Annotated in this window: 18 protein-coding genes; 13 read left to right on the top strand and 5 right to left on the bottom strand. The window is 71.6% G+C overall.

Annotated features, from left to right (window positions below; genetic code table 11):
- Nucleotides 1–136: 136 nt before the first annotated feature.
- Nucleotides 137–517 carry a DUF6481 family protein gene (locus ABC766_RS05985; RefSeq protein ID WP_043351405.1) on the bottom strand — a complete coding sequence of 127 codons (381 nt, stop codon included), beginning with the start codon at nt 515–517 and terminating at the stop codon, nt 137–139.
- A gap of 828 nt (nt 518–1,345) precedes the next feature.
- Here ABC766_RS05985 and ABC766_RS05980 point away from each other — a divergent pair.
- From ABC766_RS05980 to ABC766_RS05935, 10 genes are all read left to right on the top strand, one after another.
- On the top strand, nt 1,346–1,540 hold the full coding sequence (locus ABC766_RS05980; protein ID WP_345821504.1) for an AtzG-like protein: 195 nt from the start codon (nt 1,346–1,348) through the stop codon (nt 1,538–1,540).
- Nucleotides 1,537–2,934: an AtzE family amidohydrolase gene (locus ABC766_RS05975; RefSeq protein ID WP_345821502.1), complete on the top strand. Its 1,398-nt coding sequence runs from the start codon at nt 1,537–1,539 to the stop codon at nt 2,932–2,934. Before ABC766_RS05980 ends, ABC766_RS05975 begins: the two co-directional genes overlap by 4 nt.
- On the top strand, nt 2,934–3,317 hold the full coding sequence (hpxZ, locus tag ABC766_RS05970) for an oxalurate catabolism protein HpxZ (RefSeq protein ID WP_043351400.1): 384 nt from the start codon (nt 2,934–2,936) through the stop codon (nt 3,315–3,317). Before ABC766_RS05975 ends, hpxZ begins: the two co-directional genes overlap by 1 nt.
- 109 nt (nt 3,318–3,426) lie before the next feature.
- Nucleotides 3,427–5,049: an ABC transporter substrate-binding protein gene (locus ABC766_RS05965; RefSeq protein WP_053609973.1), complete on the top strand. Its 1,623-nt coding sequence runs from the start codon at nt 3,427–3,429 to the stop codon at nt 5,047–5,049.
- A 259-nt stretch (nt 5,050–5,308) separates the two neighbouring features.
- Nucleotides 5,309–6,262, top strand: coding sequence for an ABC transporter permease (locus ABC766_RS05960; RefSeq protein WP_043383901.1), 954 nt, complete (start codon nt 5,309–5,311; stop codon nt 6,260–6,262).
- A gap of 14 nt (nt 6,263–6,276) precedes the next feature.
- The gene (locus tag ABC766_RS05955; protein WP_043351394.1) at nt 6,277–7,212 is read left to right on the top strand and encodes an ABC transporter permease; all 936 of its coding nucleotides are present in this window, start codon (nt 6,277–6,279) and stop codon (nt 7,210–7,212) included.
- A complete protein-coding gene (locus ABC766_RS05950) occupies nt 7,209–8,264 on the top strand; it encodes an ABC transporter ATP-binding protein (protein WP_043755754.1) in 1,056 nt (351 codons plus the stop codon). Before ABC766_RS05955 ends, ABC766_RS05950 begins: the two co-directional genes overlap by 4 nt.
- An 8-nt stretch (nt 8,265–8,272) precedes the next feature.
- The gene (locus ABC766_RS05945; protein ID WP_043351393.1) at nt 8,273–9,310 is read left to right on the top strand and encodes an ABC transporter ATP-binding protein; all 1,038 of its coding nucleotides are present in this window, start codon (nt 8,273–8,275) and stop codon (nt 9,308–9,310) included.
- Between the two features lie 88 nt (nt 9,311–9,398).
- Nucleotides 9,399–10,658, top strand: coding sequence for a hypothetical protein (locus ABC766_RS05940; RefSeq protein ID WP_345821497.1), 1,260 nt, complete (start codon nt 9,399–9,401; stop codon nt 10,656–10,658).
- Nucleotides 10,659–10,924: 266 nt separating this feature from the next.
- Nucleotides 10,925–11,251, top strand: a complete 327-nt coding sequence (locus ABC766_RS05935; protein WP_345821496.1) for a hypothetical protein — start codon at nt 10,925–10,927, stop codon at nt 11,249–11,251.
- On the opposite strand, the gene ABC766_RS05930 is transcribed toward ABC766_RS05935, so the two are convergent.
- Nucleotides 11,226–12,731, bottom strand: coding sequence for a PLP-dependent aminotransferase family protein (locus tag ABC766_RS05930; RefSeq protein WP_345821495.1), 1,506 nt, complete (start codon nt 12,729–12,731; stop codon nt 11,226–11,228). The genes ABC766_RS05935 and ABC766_RS05930 overlap by 26 nt on opposite strands.
- A gap of 98 nt (nt 12,732–12,829) precedes the next feature.
- On the opposite strand from ABC766_RS05930, the gene ABC766_RS05925 reads away from it, so the two are divergent.
- Together ABC766_RS05925 and ABC766_RS05920 are read left to right on the top strand one after the other, a co-directional pair.
- Nucleotides 12,830–13,456: an FMN-binding negative transcriptional regulator gene (locus ABC766_RS05925; protein WP_345821493.1), complete on the top strand. Its 627-nt coding sequence runs from the start codon at nt 12,830–12,832 to the stop codon at nt 13,454–13,456.
- Complete coding sequence (locus ABC766_RS05920; protein ID WP_043351382.1) at nt 13,453–14,169, top strand: GNAT family N-acetyltransferase; 717 nt, start codon at nt 13,453–13,455, stop codon at nt 14,167–14,169. The genes ABC766_RS05925 and ABC766_RS05920 overlap by 4 nt, the downstream gene beginning before the upstream one ends.
- 7 nt (nt 14,170–14,176) lie before the next feature.
- Here the strand turns inward: ABC766_RS05920 and ABC766_RS05915 are convergent, their stop codons facing one another.
- On the bottom strand, nt 14,177–15,724 hold the full coding sequence (locus ABC766_RS05915) for a GMC family oxidoreductase (protein WP_345821492.1): 1,548 nt from the start codon (nt 15,722–15,724) through the stop codon (nt 14,177–14,179).
- Nucleotides 15,721–17,148 (bottom strand): alpha/beta hydrolase, encoded by a 1,428-nt coding sequence (locus ABC766_RS05910; RefSeq protein ID WP_345821491.1) that lies wholly within the window; start codon nt 17,146–17,148, stop codon nt 15,721–15,723. The genes ABC766_RS05915 and ABC766_RS05910 overlap by 4 nt, the downstream gene beginning before the upstream one ends.
- Before the next feature lie 125 nt (nt 17,149–17,273).
- Between ABC766_RS05910 and ABC766_RS05905 the strand changes: the two genes are divergently transcribed.
- On the top strand, nt 17,274–18,026 hold the full coding sequence (locus tag ABC766_RS05905) for a GNAT family N-acetyltransferase (protein ID WP_345821490.1): 753 nt from the start codon (nt 17,274–17,276) through the stop codon (nt 18,024–18,026).
- Nucleotides 18,027–18,075: 49 nt separating this feature from the next.
- Here ABC766_RS05905 and xseA read toward each other — a convergent pair whose 3' ends face one another.
- Complete coding sequence (xseA, locus tag ABC766_RS05900) at nt 18,076–19,776, bottom strand: exodeoxyribonuclease VII large subunit (protein WP_345821489.1); 1,701 nt, start codon at nt 19,774–19,776, stop codon at nt 18,076–18,078.
- Between the last annotated feature and the right edge of the window lie 71 nt (nt 19,777–19,847).

The raw sequence follows: 19,847 nt of genomic DNA, 5'->3' as shown, positions 1-19,847 counted from the left end.
GTCGCGGGTTCGACCGGCCCCAACGCGCGGGCACACGCAGCGGTTGCCGAGCGGGCATGACCCAAAACGCGAAGACGCCCGCCTGGCGGGCGGACGTCTTCGGTTTCCGTGGCGTGAAGGAGCCGTCGGTGCGCGTTCAGCGCTTGGTCTTGACCTTTGCCTTGCGGGCCGCGTAGCGCGCATCGCGCTGGGCCTTCTTGGCAGCCAGTTCGGCCGACTTGCGCTCCTGCGCCGCGGCCAACTCGGCGGCCTCGCGGGCGAGCTGGGCGGCGAGTTCCGCCTCCTCCCGCTGACGCTTCTCTTCGGCGGCCTGCCGCTCGGCGGCGATCCGGGCCGCCTCGCGCTCGCGGGAACGCTCCTCGCGGGCCTTGGCGATCTCCGCGCGGGCCTTCGCCTTGGCGATCACCTCCGGATCATCGGCCGGCGGACGGGCCTTGAACTTGGCCAGCAAGGCGGCCTTGGCGTTCTGGGAGTTCTGACGACGGTCGTCGAAATTCCTGTAGTCGAATGCGCTCATCTGACCTTTCTCAGTTGGGTACGTCTCGCGTGTCGCGGGGACATCCGGCGGGGCCGGGCACGTACGGAGTCTGCCGGTTCCAACGCCGTCCCCGCGCCCCGGAACCGCACCGATCCATCGGCTGTACCGATGGTCCGACCCGAACGCTCGGCCTGCGTCTGAACGCTCGGGTCGGACCATTGTTTCGAAGATCGCAGAGCCCTTAACCAGAGCTCCCCACACGATGCAATCGTCGGAACCTGCGCAGGCGGGCGACAAAGCGACAATCCACGCCGTCTCTGTAAGAGTTTCGTCCGGCGATGCGGAAAAACCTCAAGCCGAGGGCCGAGCCGCAAGGTCGGCACGCCCGCGTGCGGCTCCCGTCGTCCTGCAGGTCTGACTGTGCGTGATGTAGGTAGGTCGCGTGCGCGCTGAGAACAAGGATTGAACGTTCGCAATCCACCGACACATGGACAGCCGGGCCAAGGCGACGCCGTCTCAGGCTATACGTGCGCGGTCTTGCTTCCGAACGGAGCATTCTTCGATCGCAAAGCAGACCTGCAAAATCGGCAGTCTATAGGAGGTCTTGGCTAGCCGGGCACGTGCAACGGCCACCGAAGCCACCTCGACCGGAAACCGGGCTCGCCAGATCCCGGTCCTGCTTACAACGCGGCGCCCAAAGCGCGGGCAACTGACCGCGCCGCCCGCGGATGCCGCGTCACGTTCGTCGATATGCTTAAAATTTAGGCACAATCGGATGCCGATCGGCAGATCTGCCGCGGCCTGCGCGGCACAAGGCCTGCTTCCCTCGCGAGACCTGCCTGAATCGACATCACACCGAAAGCAGCGATGCCCGAGACCTGCCCGCCCTTCGATCCCGAGACCTATGCCGCCGTCACGGCAGCGCTGCTCGGCCTCCCGCTCGATCCCGCCTGGATGGGGCCGATCACGGCCAATCTCCGTGTCCTGGCCGCGGCGGCCGCGTTGGTGGAAGCGTTCCCCCTCGCCGACGAGATCGATGCGGCGCCGAGGTTCGAAGCGTGAGCGCATACGAGCTTTCGACGGCCGTCGCGGTCGCCGCGGCCATCACCGACGGCCATACGACCGCGCGGCAGGTCGTCACCGCGGCTCTGGACCGGATCGAGCGGCTGGACGGCCGGGTCGGCGCCTTCACCGACGTGGTGGCTGCCCGCGCCCTGGCCAAGGCCGACGCCCAGGATGCCGCGCTGAGTGGCGGAGCGAAGCCGGGACCGCTGACCGGCGTTCCGTTCGCGGTGAAGAACCTGATCGACATCGCGGGCCTGCCCACCCGCGCCGGATCGAAGATCAATCGCGAGCGGCCTCCGGCCGAGCGGGACGGTGCCCTGGTGCGGCGCCTGGAGGCGGCGGGAGCCATCCTGGTGGGCGCCCTCAACATGGGCGAATACGCCTACGACTTCACGGGCGAGAACGTCCACGACGGCGACGCCCACAATCCGCACGCCCTCGATCACATGACCGGCGGCTCGTCCGGCGGCTCAGGCGCGGCCCTCGCCGCCGGCATGGTGCCCCTGACGCTGGGCTCGGACACCAACGGATCGATCCGCGTCCCCGCCGCCTTCTGCGGCTGCTTCGGCCTCAAGTCGACCTACGGCCGGCTGACCCGCGCGGGCAGCTTCCCCTTCGTGGGGAGCCTCGATCATCTCGGGCCCCTGGCCCGGAGCGTGACCGACCTCGCGCTCGCCTATGACGTGATGCAGGGCCCCGATCCGGACGATCCGGTGGCGACGCTCCGGCCGGCGGAGCCGGTCCTTCCGCATCTCGATGCGGGGATCGATGGCCTGCGCATCGCGGTGGCCGGCGGCCATTTCGCGCGCGGCGGCGACCGGGACGCCTTCGCGGCGGTGGCGCGCGCCGCCGAGGTCCTGGGTGCGCGCGGCACGGTCGAGTTGCCGGAAGCGCACCGCGCCCGCGCGGCCGCCTACCTGATCACCGCCGCGGAGGGCGCGACGCTGCACCTCGACCGCCTGCGGACGCGCCCGCAGGATTTCGATCCGGCGGTGCGGGACCGGTTGATCGCCGGGGCCATGATCCCGGCCCCCCATGTGGAGCGGGCGCAGCGATTCCGCCGCTGGTACCGGGCGCGGGTGCTGGAGCTGTTCGAGACCGTCGACGTGATCCTGGCCCCGGCCACGCCCTGCCGGGCGCCGAAGGGCGGACAGACGCACTTCGTCCTCGACGGCGTCACGCTGCCGGTGCGTGCCAATATCGGCGTGTTCACGCAGCCGATCTCGTTCATCGGCCTGCCGGTGGTGGCGGCACCGATCCGGCTGGACGCCGGATTGCCCCTGGGGGTCCAGGTGATCGCCGCGCCCTGGCGCGAGGATCTCGTCCTGCGCGTGGCGCGTCACCTCGAACGAACCGGCGTCAGCACGGCGCCGATCGCGGAGCTTGCCTGATGATCATCGACGATCCCGCCGTGAAAGCCGAGGTCGAGGCCGCGTTCCGGGCCTACGAGACGGCACTGACGACCAACGACGTCCCGACCCTCGAGGCCCTGTTCCGGGACGATCCGCTGACCATCCGCTACGGCATCGGCGAGAATCTCTACGGCATGGACGCAATCCGCGCCTTCCGCCGGGCCCGCTCGCCGGTGGGCCTGGAGCGCACCCTGGCGCAGACGCAGATCACCACCTACGGGCGCGACTTCGCCACCGCGATGACGCTGTTCGCCCGCGCAAGCGCGCCGGGCAAGATCGGCCGCCAGAGCCAGACCTGGGCGCGCTTCCCCGAAGGCTGGCGGGTGGTCGCCGCCCATGTGAGCCTGATCGACGCTCAATAGTCACGACACGCTCCCTGCATGCAGGACGATCCGTCTGGCCGCAGGCTTGCATAAGGTCGAGCGTATCCCGGGCCCTCAGGCTCGGGCCAACGTGAGTACCCGACGCAAGATGCTGTCCCGTCTGAGAAAACTCGGCGCCCGTGCGGCGCTGGCCGGCGCCCTGGCGCTCTCCGCGAGCACCGCTGCCCTCGCGCAGGGGACGCTGCGGATCGGCATGACCGCCTCCGACATCCCGCTGACCACCGGCCAGACCGACAATGGCGGCGAGGGCATGCGGTTCATGGGCTACACGGTCTATGACGGCCTGATCAATTGGGACCTGTCGAGCGCCGAACTGGCCTCCGACCTCGTGCCGGGCCTCGCCACCAGCTGGGGCGTCGACGCCACCGACAAGACCAAGTGGACCTTCAAGCTCCGGCCGGGCGTGAAATTCCACGACGGCTCGGACTTCACCGCCGACGCGGTGGTCTGGAACCTCGACAAGCTCCTGAAGGCCGACGCGCCGCAATACGACCCGCGCCAATCCGCCCAGGGCAAGACCCGCATCCCGGCGGTGGCGAGCTACCGAGTAGTCGACCCGCTGACCGTCGAGATCACCACCAAGGCCCCCGACGCGACGCTGCCCTACCAGATCGCCTGGATCATGATGTCCTCGCCCGCCCAGTGGGAGAAGCTCGGCAAGTCCTGGGACGCCTTCGCCAAGCAGCCCTCGGGCACCGGCCCGTGGAAGCTGACCCTGTTCGCCCCGCGCGAGCGCGCCGAGATGGTGCCGTTCAAGGAATACTGGGACGCGAACCGCGTCCCGAAGCTCGACAAGCTCGTGCTGATCCCGCTGCCGGAGGCCAATGCCCGGACCGCAGCGCTCCGCTCCGGTCAGGTGGACTGGATCGAGGCGCCCGCTCCGGACTCGGTGGCGTCGCTGAAGAGCGCCGGCTTCACCGTCGTCACCAACGCCTACCCGCATAACTGGACGTGGCACCTCTCGCGCGTCGAGGGCTCGCCCTGGAACGACATCCGCGTGCGCAAGGCGGCGAATCTCGCCATCGATCGCGACGGCCTGAAGGAACTGCTCGGCGGCCTCGCGATCCCCGCCAAGGGCTTCATGCCGCCTGGCCATCAATGGTTCGGCCATCCGACCTTCGACGTGAAATATGACCCCGACGCCGCCAAGAAGCTGCTCGCCGAAGCCGGCTACAGCCCCGCGAAGCCGCTGAAGCTGAAGGTGGCGATCTCGGCCTCGGGCTCGGGCCAGATGCAGCCGCTGCCGATGAACGAATTCGTCCAGCAGAACCTCGCCGACGTGGGCATCCAGGTCGATTACGAGGTGGTCGAGTGGAACACGCTCATCAACATCTGGCGGGCCGGCGCCAAGGCCGACATCTCCCGCGGCGTCTCGGCGATCAACTACTCGTACTTCATCCAGGACCCGTTCACCGGGTTCATCCGCCACCTGCAGTGCAACTTCGCCCCGCCGAACGGCACGAACTGGGGCTACTACTGCGACCCCGCGATGGACAAGCTGTTCGATCAGGTCCGCAACACCTTCGACAAGGCCGAGCAGACCAAGGTCCTGGAGAAGATCCACGAGAAGTATGTCGACGACGCGCTGTTCATCATGATCACGCACGACGTCAATCCGCGGGCGATGAGTCCGAAGGTCAAGGGCTTCGTCCAGGCGCAGAACTGGTTCCAGGACTTCTCGAAGATTACGATGGCGACGGCGGGGCGGTAGCGCCGCCGTCGCGCCTGCGAGCTATCGGAGGCACGGAGCGGGTTTCCAAGGAGGGGCGGGTTCCCTCTCCTCTGCGGGAGAGGGACAGGGTGCGGGGTGCGACCTCTCCGGCTGGACCTGATCCCTCACCCCAACCCTCTCCCGCACGGGAGAGGGGGGATTGTCGCGCCTCGCAAGGACCGAAGCGTGATCTTCGAAGGCTCTCCACGGCGGGGGCGACCGGACGGCGACAAAATATCGGTGGGCCAAAAGGCGAATAATGCTGCTCTACATCCTCAAACGGCTGGTCTACGTGACGCCCGTGGCGTTCGGGGTCAGCGTCGTCTGCTTCCTCCTCGTCCATCTCGCGCCGGGCGATCCCCTGAGCGCGGTCCTGCCCGCCGACGCCACCCAGGCGACCATCGACGAGATGCGGGCCGCCTACGGGTTCGATAAGCCCCTGCCGGTCCAGTACCTGATCTGGCTTTGGCACGTGCTGCACGGCGATCTCGGCACCTCCATCGCCACGGGCCGGCCGGTGCTCGGCGAGGTCAGCCGCGCCGTGGTGAACTCGCTGATCCTCGCCTCCGTGGCGACCGTGATCGGGTTCACCTTCGGCACCCTGTTCGGCTTCGTGGCGGGCTACCACCGCAACTCGCTGGCCGACCGGGCCGCCTCCGCCGTCTCGGTCTTCGGCGTGAGCGTGCCGCATTACTGGCTCGGCATGGTCCTGGTGATCGTGTTCTCGGCCAATCTCGGCTGGCTGCCGCCCACCGGAGCCGGGCCCGACGGCTCCGGCAACTGGCGGCCCGACTTCGAGCACCTGCGCTACCTGATCCTGCCGGCGATCACGATGTCGGTGATCCCGATGGGGATCATCGCCCGCACGGTCCGGGCGCTGGTGGCCGACATCCTGTCCCAGGACTTCGTCGAGGCCCTGCGCGCCAAGGGCATGGATGAGCGCGGCGTGTTCCGGCACGTGGTGCGCAACGCCGCCCCGACGGCGCTGGCCATCATGGGCCTGCAGCTCGGCTACCTGCTGGGCGGCTCGATCCTGGTCGAGACCGTGTTCGCGTGGCCGGGCACCGGCTTCCTCCTGAACGCCGCGATCTTCCAGCGCGACCTGCCCCTGCTGCAGGGCTCGATCCTCGTGCTGGCGATGTTCTTCGTGGCCCTCAACCTGCTGGTGGACGTGATGCAGACCGCCCTCGACCCGCGCATCGAGCGCGCCTGACCCGGAGCCCGATGATGACTGCTCCCGTCACCGCGGCCTCCGTGGCCCTCGACGGCGGCGTGCTTGCCGCCGAGGACGTGACCCACGGGCCGGAGGCCGCCTTCGCCCCGTCGCGGGGCTTCTGGGGCCATGTCGGCCACCGTCTGGTGCGCGACCCCGTCGCCATGGGCGCCGGCGCCGTGATCCTGATCGTCGTGCTCATCGCGATCCTCTCTCCGTGGATCACCCCGATGGATCCCTACAAGGGCTCCATGCTGCGCCGCCTGAAGCATGTCGGCGACGCCACCTACTGGCTGGGCTCGGACGAGCTCGGCCGCGACATGATCAGCCGGCTGATGCTGGGCTCGCGGCTGTCGCTGTTCATCGGCGTCACCCCGGTGCTGATCGCCTTCGTGATCGGCTCGGGCATCGGGATCCTGGCGGGCTATGTCGGCGGCTGGACCAACACGATCCTGATGCGCACCATCGACGTCTTCTTCGCGTTTCCGTCCGTGCTCCTCGCGATCGCGCTGTCCGGGGCGCTCGGCGCCGGCATCTTCAACTCGATCGTCTCGCTGACCTGCGTTTTCGTGCCCCAGATCGCCCGGGTGGCGGAGAGCGTCACCACGGGCATCCGCAAGCGCGATTACATCGACGCCGCCAAGCTGTCGGGCGCCTCGGCCCTGACGATCATGCGCGTGCAGGTGCTGGGCAACGTCGTCGGGCCGATCTTCGTCTACGCGACCAGCCTGATCTCGGTCTCGATGATCCTGGCCTCCGGCCTGTCGTTCCTCGGCCTCGGCGTGCGCCCGCCCGAGCCCGAATGGGGCCTGATGCTGAACACCCTGCGCACCGCGATCTACGTCAACCCGGTCGTGGCCGCCCTCCCGGGCGTCTGCATCTTCATCGTCTCGATCGCCTTCAACCTGTTCTCGGACGGGCTCCGGTCCGCCATGGAGATTCGCCAGTGAGCGTCATCCCGGACGCACCCGACCCGTTCGCCCGCGACCGCGGCGGACCCGCCCAGCCGCTCCTGTCGGTCTCGGGCCTCATCAAACACTTCCCGGTCCGCAAGGCCGGCGGAAAGAAGCAGGTGGTCCGCGCCGTCGACGGCGTCGATTTCGACGTGCTCAAGGGCGAGACGCTGGGCATCGTCGGCGAATCCGGCTGCGGCAAGTCGACGACCGCCAAGCTGCTGATGGGCCTGATCGAGCGCGATTCCGGCCAGATGTTGTACGACGGTCAGGCCATCGGCGAGCGCGCCATGCCGTGGCGGGCCTACCGCCGTCAGGTCCAGATGGTCTTCCAGGACAGCTACGCCTCGCTCAATCCGCGCATGACCGTGGAGCAGTCGATCGCCTTCGGCCCGAAGGTGAACGGCGTGCCCGGCCGGGAGGCGGTGGAGCGCGCCCGCGCGCTGCTCGCCCGGGTCGGCCTGGAGCCGAAGCGCTTCGCCGGGCGCTACCCGCACGAGATCTCCGGCGGCCAGCGCCAGCGGGTCAACATCGCCCGCTCCCTCGCCCTGGAGCCGCGGCTCGTGCTGCTCGACGAGGCGGTCTCGGCGCTCGACAAGTCCGTGGAGGCGCAGGTCCTGAACCTGCTCCTCGACCTCAAGGCCGAGTTCGGCCTGACCTACATCTTCATCAGCCACGACCTGAACGTCGTGCGCTTCATCTCCGACCGGGTGATGGTGATGTATCTCGGCCGGGTTGCGGAGATCGGGCCGTCCGACACGGTGCTCGACGCGCCGGCGCATCCCTACACCGAGGCGCTGCTCGCCTCGATGCCGTCGCTCGATCCCGACAACCGCACCCAGGCCGCGTTGCTGGCCGGCGACCCGCCGAACCCGATCGACCCGCCCCCGGGCTGCCGCTTCCACCCGCGCTGCGCCCTGGCGGAGGGCGTGTGCAGCCAGAAGGAACCGCCCCTCGACGCGATCCGGCCCCTGCACCGTGTCGCCTGCCTCGCCCGTCAGCCCGGCTCGGGCCATTCCGCGGCCCGCGCAGACGCGCTCGCCGCATGAGCACGCCGATGAGCACGCCGATATCTTCCTCAGAACCCGCAGTCGTCCTCAAGGACCTGCGCGTCGCCTTCGGCAAGGTTCAGGTGGTCGACGGCGTCGACCTCACCGTGGAGCGCGGTCAGGCGATGGCGCTGATCGGCGAATCCGGTTCCGGCAAGAGCGTCACGCTCCGCGCGATCCTGCGCCTGTTCCCGGAAGGGCGCAGCCGCATCGAGGGCCGGATCCTGGCCGCCGGCAGGGACGTACAGGCGCTCACCAAGCGTCAGCTCGCCGATTTCCGCGGCGGCGACGTCTCGATGATCTTCCAGGAGCCGCTGCTCGCCTTCGACCCGGTCTACACCGTGGGCCGGCAGATCACCGAGGCGATCCTGCGCCACGAAACGATCTCCAAGGACGAAGCCCGGAAGCGGGCGCTGGCCCTGTTCGAGCGGGTGCGGATTCCGAGCCCGGAGCGGCGGCTCGACAACTACCCGCACGAGATGTCGGGCGGCATGCGCCAGAGAGCGATGATCGCGCTGGCGCTGGCCTGCCGGCCGCAGGTGCTGCTCGCCGACGAGCCGACCACGGCGCTGGACGCCACGGTGCAGATCCAGGTGCTGCTGCTCCTGCGCGAACTCCAGCGCGACCTCGGCCTGTCGATCATCATCGTCACCCACGATCTCGGCGCGGCCGTGGAAGTCGCCGACCGGATTGCCGTGATGTACGCGGGCAAGATCGTCGAGACGGGCACCGCGCATCAGGTGGTCCTGGACCCGCACCACCCCTACACGATCGGCCTTCTGCGCAGCCGGGCGGAAGGGGCGCTGGCCAAGGGCTCCCGGCTCGAGACCATCCCGGGCAGCCCGCCCGACCTCGCGAACCGCCCGCCGGGCTGCCCCTTCGCGCCGCGCTGCTTCCTGGCCGAGGAGCGCTGCCGCCGGGAGATGCCGCCAGTCGCCGAGATCGCCCCCGGCCACCGCGTCGCCTGCTGGCGGACCGAGGAGGCCTCGGCGGCCTACCGGGCCGGCCCGACGCCCGTGCGCGCCGCCGAGCCGGTCCCGGCCTGACCTCGACGCCCCCGCGCCGAGGCTTTATCCGGCTCGGCGCGGTCCCGCGGTGGCGGACCGCGTCCGATCCGGCCGCGCGGGCGTCACGATGAGCCAAGTCCTCTCCGAGCCAGTCTCGTCCGAGATCCTGCTCGTTCCCCGGGGCGAGGCCGGGCACTTCCTGACGGCGGCCCTCGGCTGGCTGGGCAAGCGGATCACCGTCACGGCCCAGCCCGGCACGGCGAATCACGTCCTCTGCCTCCCCGTCCTCGATTTCGTGCGCCTCGGCTTTCCGGAGGCGAACGGCCGCCTCGACCTCCTCGAACCGGGAGACGCCGAGAACCTCCGCGCCGGGCGCGCCGCGCTCCTCCTCGATCTCTCCAACGAGGGGCCGGGCCTGCACGCGCCGACCTTCGAGGCGCTTCACCGCAACCTCGCGGGGCTCGGCATCCCGCGCGATCGGGTGATCCTGGTCACGCAGAACCGGCTGCTGCGGCTCGATTACGAGCGGCTCTACGGCGAGGGCCTGCGGTTCTGGACCTTCGAGTTCTTCCCGCTCCAGGTTGCCCTCTGGCTGGACGCCGAGGCGGGTCCGCGGCTCTTCCCCCAGCATGCCCTCGATCGCACCGGCTACACGCCCTTCGCCCGCGCCTCCGGCCCGGCCCGCTTCCTCTGCCAGAACGCGGCTTTGCGCTGGCACCGGGTGCTGCTCTACCGGTGGTTCCAGCTCAACGGGCTGGACAGGGACGGGCTGATCTCCTTCCACGGCATCGGCGAGGACAACCCGAAAGCGGGCGGCATCAACGTCTTCCACGCCCCGCCGGAGATCGAGGCGGCTTTCGGCCCCCTGCTCGCCGATGTCGGCAGCTGGATCCCGCGCCGGGCGCGGCGGATCGATGCCGATCAGGGCACCGACATGGTCATGACCCTCGACACGGGCGCCTACGCGGAGTGCGACCTGACCGTCATCTCGGAGACCGACTTCTTCGAGCTGGGTGTCGAGCGCATCACCGAGAAATCCATCAAGGCGGCGGCGACGGGCCTGCCCTTCGTGATGGTGGGCGCGCCGCGCGCCGTCGAGCGGCTGTCCGAACTCGGCTTCCAGACCTTCGGCGGCCTGATCGACCACCAGTACGATTTCGCGGCCGACCCGGCCGAGCGCCTGCCGCTCGTGTTCCGGTCGATCGAGCGGGCCTGGGCGACGTGTCGGGGCGACCGGGCGCGCTGGCATCGTCTGGCCCGGGAGCAGGCTGAAGCCAATGTCGCCCATGCCCGAACCGGATTGCTGCCGCAGCTCGACCGGGTGATGGTCGCCCCGCTGATCGTGCGCCTGGCCCGGTTCATGGAAACGGGCGCGATCGTGCACTGACGGCACTCCGACCGTGACCGCAGCCCCTCTGTCGCCGGACCGCCATTGCACCACCTGCGGGCGCGGCCACTACATCGCCGTCCGGTTCTGCCCCTTCTGCGGCGCCGCCCAGGAGCTGCCGAGTTCTGGCCCGGATGACGGGCCCGTCCCCGCGGTCCACGTCCTGCTGGTGCCGTCACCGGAATTGGACCGACCCGCGCGCGCGACGGCGCCGTCCGCCCCGGAAGCCCTGCTTCCCCCAGCGCCTCCATTGCATCGACCGCCGCGTGCGGCGGCCCCGCCGGGTCGTGCTGGCGCTCTTCACCATCGGCGCGCTCGCGTGGCTCGCGCAGGGCAGGCGGGCGGGGCGTCCCGCGCCGGTCCGGATCACGGCTCAGGCCGGCTGGACGCCTGTGACCCTCGCGCCCTTCCGGGGCGCAAAGCTGCTGCGGGTCACGGGGGAGACCGCCTTCAGCCTGCGCATCGACGGGGAACGCATCGTGCGCGTCGCACCGGACCGCGGCGCGACCGTCCGGATGAAGGCCCTGCGGAGCCTGGACGTGCGGGCCGACCAGGGGCGCACCGTCGTCACGCTGACACCGCGACCGGAGTGATCGGGACGGCGCGCAGGGTCTCCGCCAGGCGCAGCACGGCCGGGTCGATCGCCCGCTCCGGCACAGCGGCATAGCCGAGCAGCAAGCCCGGCTCCGCCGGCCCGGCATGATAGGCCGAGAGCGCGACCGCGGAGATTCCCGCCCGGCCGAGTGCGGCTGCGGCGGCCACGTCGGTGAGGGCTGCGGCCCAGGCTGGCCCCGGCCGGGCGATGACGTGCATCCCGCCCTCCATGGGGGCGATTGCGGCGACATCCCCGGCATGGCGGCGCGCGGCCTCGATCAGCGCCTCCTGGCGCAGGGCGTAGAGGCGTCGCGTCCGGCGGAGATGGCCGGCGAGGTGTCCGTCCTCGATGAACCGGGCCAGCGCCCACTGACCGATCCCGGGCGGGGCGGGCCCCGTCTCCGCGAGGGCCTGATTCACCGGCGCCACGAGCCCGCGCGGCAGCACGAGATAGCTCAAGCCCAGTGCGGGGAGCAGCAGCTTGGAGAAGCTGCCGACATAAATCACCCGTCCACCGCGATCGAGGGCGCGCAGGGGCGCCAGCGGACGCCCGGCATAGCGATAGGCTCCGTCGTAGTCGTCCTCGACGATCCAGCCCGAGACCGCGTCGGCCCAGGCCAGGAGGTCGAGGCGGTTCTCCAGGCTCATGGCGTACCCGAGGGGGTAATGGTGGGCCGGCGTCACCACCGCGAGCCGCGCCTCCGCCGCCGGCGCGGCGGCCAGGGCCACCGACAGGCCGCCGGGACCGACCGGGACGGGCATCGGGCGCAGGCCGGCGCCGGCGAGGGCCTGCGCGATGCCGGGGAAACCCGGCTCCTCGACCAGGGCGGTCTCGCCGGGATCGAGCAGCAGCTCGGCGAGCAGGCGCAGGCTCTGGCGGATGCCCGCCGTGACGATGACGTCCTCGGGCTCGCAGGCGACGCCGCGGGCCTGCGCCAGATAGGCGGCGATGGCGCCGCGCAGGGCCGGCGATCCGCGCGGGTCGGGCTTCTCCGTCGGACCGTGGCGCCACTCGGCCTGGAGCAGGCGAGCCCAAACCTCGAACGGGAAGGCGTCCTGCGCAGGCCGGCCGAGGGCGAAGGCGTCGGGCACGCCCGGCCCCGCCATGTAGCGCCGTGCCGGAGCGGAGACGAGGCGGGCGCCCCGGCGCGACAGGTTCGGCGCCGGCTCGACGCCCGGTCGCCGGATCGGGCCTGGCGCGGGGAGCGCGTCGTCGGGAAGGGTCGCGGCGACGCGGGTCGCCGAGCCCGGCCGCGCCGTCAGGTAGCCCTCGGCGGTCAGCTGCTCCAGCGCCAGGACCACGGTTCCGCGCGCGCAGCCGAGATCGGCCGCCAGGACCCGCGAGGCCGGAAGCCGGGCCCCGCGCGGCAGGCGGCGGTCGAGGATCGCGGCGCGCAGGCCCTCCCGGAGCTGCGCGTGCAGCGGCGTCGAGACAGCGGCATCCAAGGCCAGCGTCAGCGGCAGGGGGCTTCGGGACATGGCGCAAACTGGTCCAGTCGCAGTTCGAGAATTGGACCTTTCGCCTGGACCGCCGAACGGTCAAGCACGCGTGGGCATCACCGCCGCAGGACGGACCCATGTACCAGCCGCCTCACTTCCGGGACGATTCGCGCGCCGCTCAGCACGCGCTGATCCGCGCCTATCCCCTCGGCCTGCTGATCACGGCCGGCTCGGGCGGCCTGACGGCGACCCCGATCCCGTTCCTGCTGGATGAGGCCGGGCCGCACGGCGTGCTGAGGGCGCATATCGCCCGCGCCAACCCGCAGGGCCTGGATCTCGCCGCGGTGGAGGAATGCCTGATCGTGTTCCAGGGGCCGCAGGGCTACGTCACCCCGAGCTGGTACGCGAGCAAGCGCGAGCACGGCCGCGTCGTCCCGACCTGGAACTACGCCACCGTCCATGCCTGGGGCCGGCCGCAGGTGATCGAGGATGTGGAGTGGCTCGGGCGCCAGATCGCCGACCTCACCGCCCTGCGCGAGTTGCCGCGGGCCGAGCCGTGGGCGGTGGCCGACGCGCCGGAGCCCTTCGTGGCCGCCCAGGTCCGGGGAATCATCGGCATCGAGATTCCGATCACGCGGATCGAGGGGAAGTGGAAGATGAGCCAGAACAGGCCCGAGGCCGACCGACACGGGGTCATCGCGGGGTTGCGCGCCGAGGGCGAGGCGGGTCTCGCCGGGCTGGTCGCCGAGCGGAGCGGCCTGTGAGCGCGCGCCTCAACGCCTTCGGCCAACCCATCGGCCCGGCGCTGCCGGACTGGAGCCCGCGTCCGCGCCCGCCGCGGACGCCGATGGAGGGCCGCACCTGCCGGCTCGTCCCGCTCGACGCCGCCGCCCATGGTGAGGCCCTGTTCGAGACCTACAGCGCTGCCCCCGACACGCGCGGCTGGACCTACCTCGGCGACGAGATGCCAGAGAGCGCGGCGGCCTACCGGGCGCGGCTGGAAACCCAGCAGACAAGCGAGGATCCGCTGTTCTACGCGATCCTCGATCCCGCGCGCGGCGACGCGCGCGGGATCGCCTCGTATCTCCGGATCGATCCGGGTAACGGCGTGATCGAGGTCGGCCATCTCCATTTCGGGCCGCGTCTGCAGCGCTCGCCCGCCGCCACGGAGGCGATGGCGTTGATGATGACCCGGGCCTTCGACGAACTCGGCTACCGGCGCTACGAGTGGAAGTGCGACAGCCTCAACGCCCCGTCCCGGGCGGCGGCACTGCGGCTGGGCTTCACCTTCGAGGGCATCTTCCGCAACGCCGTCGTGGTGAAGGGCCGCTCCCGCGACACGGCGTGGTTCTCGATCACCGCCGCGGAGTGGCCGCGGGTCCGCGCCGGCTTCGCCGCATGGCTGGACCCGTCGAATTTCGACGGGGAGGGCCGGCAGCGGCACGGGCTCGCGGACCTGCGCGCCGCTTCGGGCTGAGGCATCCTCAGGCCCGACCGGCCAGGAACGCCTCCGCACTGCGCAGGCTGAGCGCCATGATGGTCAGCGCCGGGTTCGCCGCGAGCGAACTCGGGAAGGTCGAGCCGTCGCAGATCCACAGGTTGTCGATGTCGAAGCTGCGGCCGTGCGGATCGACGACGGCGCTCGACCCGTCGCGGCCCATCCGGCAGGTCCCGAGCGTGTGGGCGACGCGCTCCAGCACCCAGATGTCCTCGGCCCCCGCCTCCTCCCAGAGCCCGCGCATGACCTTCGTGGCATGCGCGTTGAGGCGGTCCTCGTTGGTGCCGTAGCCGAAGCTGATATGGGCCTTGCGCATCCCGTGCGCGTCGGTCTCATCGGCGAGGGTCAGCACGTTGGCGTCGCAGGGCAGGGTCTCGCCGTTGATGCCGATGCCGGCGAGGCGGTTGTAGCGGTCGAGGTAGTCGAGGAGCGGCTTCCCCCACAGGCCGCGCCCCCGCGCTACCGCATTGCCGAAGGTCACCGGCACCACGCCGAGGCTCTGGATGAGGTAACCGCCGGCGAAGTCGGCGCCGGCGCGGATGAAATCCTCGGTGATCAGCGAGGACGGATAGCCCCGGTTCATCCGGACCTCGTTGTCGAAGGTGCCCCAGACCTGGGTCGCCACGTGCCCCATGTAGTTGCGCCCGATCTGGCCGCTGGAATTGGCGAGCCCGAGATTGAGCAGCAGGCGCGGAGTCTCGACGGCCCCGGCACAGAGGAAAACGGCGCCGCACCGCTGCCGGCGATCCTCGCCATCCTGGCGGTAGACCACGCCGGTGACCCGGCCGTCGGCAGCGCGCTCCAGGCCGTGGACGAAGGCCTCGGCCCGGATCTCGGCACCGTGGGCCACCGCGTACGGCAGGTAGGTCACGTCCATGCTCGCCTTGGCGCCCGTGCGGCAGCCCTGGTGGCAGAAGCCGCAATTGATGCAGGCGTTGCGGCGGGGTCCGTCCTCGGACTGGAAATCCTGGGAGACCACGGCGGCGGGCGCGTCCGCCCACCGGATGCCGCGGGCCTCGCAGGCCCGCGCCATGATGTCGGCCGGGCCATTCCGCGGGACCGGGGGCAAGGGATAGCGCCGGCCGGCATCCCACGGATAGCTCGGCGCGCCCGACACGCCGAGAAACCGCTCCACCCGCTCGTAGAACGGAAGCAGGTCCTCGTAGGTCATCGGCCAGTTGACGCCTTCGCCGGTCTCCGTGTGGAGCCTGAGGTCGCGGGCATCGGCCCGGGGCACGAAGGCGCCCCAGTGCAGCGTCGAGCCGCCGACACCCGTGCCGCTGTTGTTCGCCCCGAAGGCCTCCGGGGTCGCGCCGCCGCTCAGCCGCTCCTCGGTCCAGTAGATCTCGTCCGCCAGCGTCTCGTCGAAGGCGAAGCGCTCCGGCGTGAAGTTCGGTCCGGCCTCCAGAGCCACGACCCTGAGGCCCGCGGCGGCGAGGCGCGCGAGGAGCGGCGCGCCGCCCGCGCCGGTCCCCACCACGACCGCATCGACGACGTCGTCCGCGCGGTAGGTCCGCATGCCCGCGAGATTCATCGTCCTGCCTCCGTCTGCAGCGCTTGGGGCTCCCAGGGTTCCGGCGCGTCGAGCCCGACCGCGTGGAAGCCCGGCAGGCCGTCGGCGATTTCTCCCGGCCGGTCGCCGCCGGCACCGATGCCCGAGAAGCCGATCCGCGCCAGCGCCGCCGGGTGGCCGAGCCAGAGCCGCACCGCGTCGGCCCGGAGATCCTCGAACCAGAACCGCATCCGGTCGGCGTCGAGCCGGCCTCCGAGGGCGTCCGGGACGGTCAGGTCCCCACGCTGGCAGAGGGTGAGCAGCGCGTCCTGCCCTGGCGCGTCGAGGGTTGTGAACGGGCGGCCCTGCGCGGCCCGGGCTGCGGCATCCAGGGTGCGCAGGGCGGCACGGTAGGCGTCCGCGTCCGGCGGCAGGGCCGAGAAGCGCCAGCCGTCGCCGGCACCCGACGCCAGCCGCCGATCGAGGCGGGCCGCGAGATCGAGATGCGGCACCGGCATCACCCGGGCGAGGGCGGCCCGCAGGATCGCGAGTTCCACAGGGTCGAGGGCCACCGGTCGATAGGCGGGGTCGTCCGGCGCGGCGCGCTCCGCGAGCGCCTGGCGCAGGCGGCCGTTGACCCGCTCGGAGGCGATCAGCGCCGCGTAGTCCGGCGCCACCGTCGGGGCCGCCTCAACCGGTCGGCGGGGCCGGTCGTCGAAATGGGCGCGCAGCCCGTCGGCCAGGGCGGCCGGCCGCTCCAGCGGCAGGAGATGGCCGACGCCGTCGACCGTCACGAGGCGATGATGTGCGAGGTGGGGCGCCGTCAGGGCCTGCTGCGCGTCGGGTCCGAGGTCGGCGTCCTCGGATCCGGCCAGAATCAGCGCCGGGGTGCGCAGGACGCCGACGCGGCGGCACCAATCCTCGTTGGCGCCCGCCTCGAGCCAAGCCGTCCAGGCGGCCGGCGCGGCCCGCAGGACGTCGGCCACCGCCCGCTCCTCGGTCTCAGGATCCAGCCGGTCGCCGACATTCGCGCGTACGAAGGCCTGAGCCTCGCGCCGCCGCGTCTCGGGATCCGCATCGATCCAGGCGAGCATCTTGGCGCGCCGGTCCTCCGGGATCGGCTCCGGGCTCGGCGGCGAGCCGGAGACCAGGATGAGATCGGTGAGGCCGGTCAGACCCGCTTCGCCATCCTCGGCCCGGCGCGCCAAGGCCAAGGCGACCTTGGCCCCCATGCTGTGACCGGCGATCCCGAACCGGGCCGGAGCCCGCGCGCGGATGGCTTCGGCCACATGATCGGCCATCGCGGCGACGGAATAGCCCGGCGTGCCGGCGGCATCGCCGAAGCCCGGCAAATCGACCGGCACACATGTCAGCGGCGTCCCCGCGAGGGCACGCGCCAAAGGCTCCCAGCTTCGGGCGCTGCCCCCCAGGAAGTGAAGGCAGAACAGGACTTCAGGTTCGGACATTGCGGAGACATCGCGCGGTGCCAGAGTGCTTCAAGCGTACGCGACGCCGCATGGCCGACGTTTTGCCCCGGCCCGATCGGTCAAGCCGGGACGGCGTGCGATCAGGGCATACGGAGGAGACCGTGGTGACGGATCTTGAACAGGCCTGGCGCGTGGAAGAAGCCTGCCTCAACGCCTGGCCGAGCCCGCGCGAACTCCTGATCCACGGCTACCTGCTGCGCGCCGCGGGCGGGCGTTCGAAGCGGCAGAATTCCGTGACGCCCATGCGGGGGAGCGGTGCGCCCGGACCGGCCATCGAGGCCGCGCGCGCCATCTACGGGCGTCTGGGGCGGCGCGCGATCTTCCGGATTCCGGCGATCGCCCCGCTGATGGAGCCGCTCCTGTCCCGCGCGGACTTCGCCGTCGTGGACGAGACCTGCACGCTGCTCCGCGCGCTCGATGACCTGCCGGCGGCGCCTGAGCCGGCAGCTACGGTCGCCGCCGTCCCCGGTGAGGACTGGCTGGCGGTGCGCGATGCCGTGAACCACGCGGACGCCGCAGCCGCGCAGGTCTTCCGCGACACCGTCGCCGCCCTGTCCCTGCCGCGGGCCTTCGCAGCGGCCGCGGCCGAGGGCGGGATCGGCGCGATCGCCTTCGGGGTGCTCGACGGTGGTTGTCTGGTCATCGAGGCGGTGGCCACGCCCGAACCCCTGCGCGGCCGCGGCCATGCCCGGCGCGCCGTGGCCGCGCTGCTGCGCTGGGGGAGGGCGGAGGGCGCCCGGGCGGCCTGCCTGCAGGTCGTCGCGGCGAACACGCCGGCGCGGGCGCTCTACCGCGCCCTCGGCTTCGAGCGCGAACTGTACCGCTATCACTATCGGGTCGGTCCGGAGCCCGGCTGAGACGCGAGCCGGATCGCGGCCCAGTCCCGCACCCGCTCCGGCCGTCGTCTCAGGCGTCGAACAGCGAGCCCTGCCGCGTCGGGGCAGGGCGCGTACCGGTCCGCCTGCCCGACGTTGCCGGCGAGGCCGCGCCGCCGCGACGCGGGGGCTTCGCCGACGGGGATGGATCGGACGTCCCGGACGGATCGGCCGTCCCGTCGGGCACGGCCGTCACGGTCCCGTCGGCGAATTGCAGACTGAGGCGGGTGGCCGCCGCCGCATCCGCGGCGCGGCGCATCGGCAGCCCCGCGGCATCGCGCACCAGCACGTAGCCGCGGTCGAGCACGGCGCGGTAGCTGAGCGAACCGAGCAGGCCCGCCAGCCCGTCCAGACGGTCGCGGCGGCGCTCGATGTTGCGCGCCCCGGCTTGGGCGAGGCGCTCCGACAGCGCGTGCAGGCGGTCGGTATGGCGCGCCTGCAGCGCCCGGGCCCGTTCCAGGCCGGCCTCCCGCGCGACGACGAGGCGCCGCCCGAGTTGGATCAGGGCTTCGCCCTTGCGCTGGACGTCGTTGCGCAGGGCATTGAGCGGCCGGTGGTCGATCCGCGCCAGCCGCGCGCGGGCGTTGGCGAGGACCACGTCGGGCGAGCGCCGGGCCATCCGGTCGAGGAGGAGCTGGAGCCGCGCGCGATGGCGGCTGGCGCCCGCCGCCAGGGCCGGGGCGAGGCGCGCCTCGGCAAGGTCGAGCCGCTGGCGCTTGGCCGCCAGCAGGGCGTCGGCGCTGGGCAGAGCGCGCCCGAGGGCGCGCAGATCCGACCGGTCGCGGTCGATCCGGCGCCCGACCGCTCCTCTGCCGCGGGCGGAGAGGTCCGCCACCGTGGCGATCAGGTCGGCGCGGACCGGCACCGCCATCTCGGCGGCGCCCGTCGGGGTCGGCGCCCGGCGGTCGGACACGTAGTCGATCAGCGTGGTGTCGGTCTCGTGCCCGACCGCCGAGATCAGCGGGATCGCGCTCTCGAAGGCGGCGCGGACGACGCATTCCTCGTTGAAGGCCCAGAGATCCTCGATGGAGCCGCCGCCGCGGGCGACGATCAGCACGTCCGGGCGCGGGATCGCGCCGCCCGCCGGAAGCGCATTGAAGCCGCGGATCGCGGCCGCGACCTCCTCGGCCGCGCCGTCGCCCTGGACCCGCACCGGCCAGACCAGGACCGGCCGCGGGAACCGGTCCTCCAGCCTGTGGAGGATGTCGCGGATCACCGCGCCGGTCGGCGAAGTGACGACGCCGACGACCTGCGGCAGGTAGGGGATGGGCCGCTTGTGCTCGGGGGCGAACAGCCCCTCGGCGGCGAGCAGCTTCTTGCGCTCCTCCAGAAGAGCCATCCAGGCCCCGAGACCCGCCGGCTCCAGGTTCTCGATGACGATCTGATAGGAAGACTTCCCGGGAAAGGTGGTGATGCGACCGGTGGCGACGACCTCCAGCCCCTCCTGGGGGCGCTGGCGCAGGCGGCCGAACACACCCTTCCAGACCACCGCGTCGATCCGCGCCTGCCCGTCCTTCAGGGAGAAATAGGCGTGGCCCGAGCCGTGCTGGCCGCGATAGCCCGAGATCTCGCCGCGCAGGCGGACATGGCCGAAGGCGTCCTCCAGCGTGCGTTTCAGGGCACCGGCCAGTTCGCCCACCGACCATTCGGGCTGGTTGGCATTGAGCACGCGGGTCGGCGGGATATCCGCCGCGGGCTGGGCTGCGGGGCGCGGGGGCGGCACGAGGGGCATGGCCGGACGCTAGGGGGCTCCGGCAGGACAGTCAAAGGTCCGCTGTGGAGATGCGGTCGTTCGGCCGGAGC

The sequence above is a fragment of the Methylobacterium fujisawaense genome, assembly GCF_039619325.1.
In the GTDB taxonomy this organism is placed as follows: domain Bacteria; phylum Pseudomonadota; class Alphaproteobacteria; order Rhizobiales; family Beijerinckiaceae; genus Methylobacterium; species Methylobacterium fujisawaense.
Note: the sequence above shows the minus strand (reverse complement) of the source record. Positions and strands in the feature narration are given on the sequence as shown.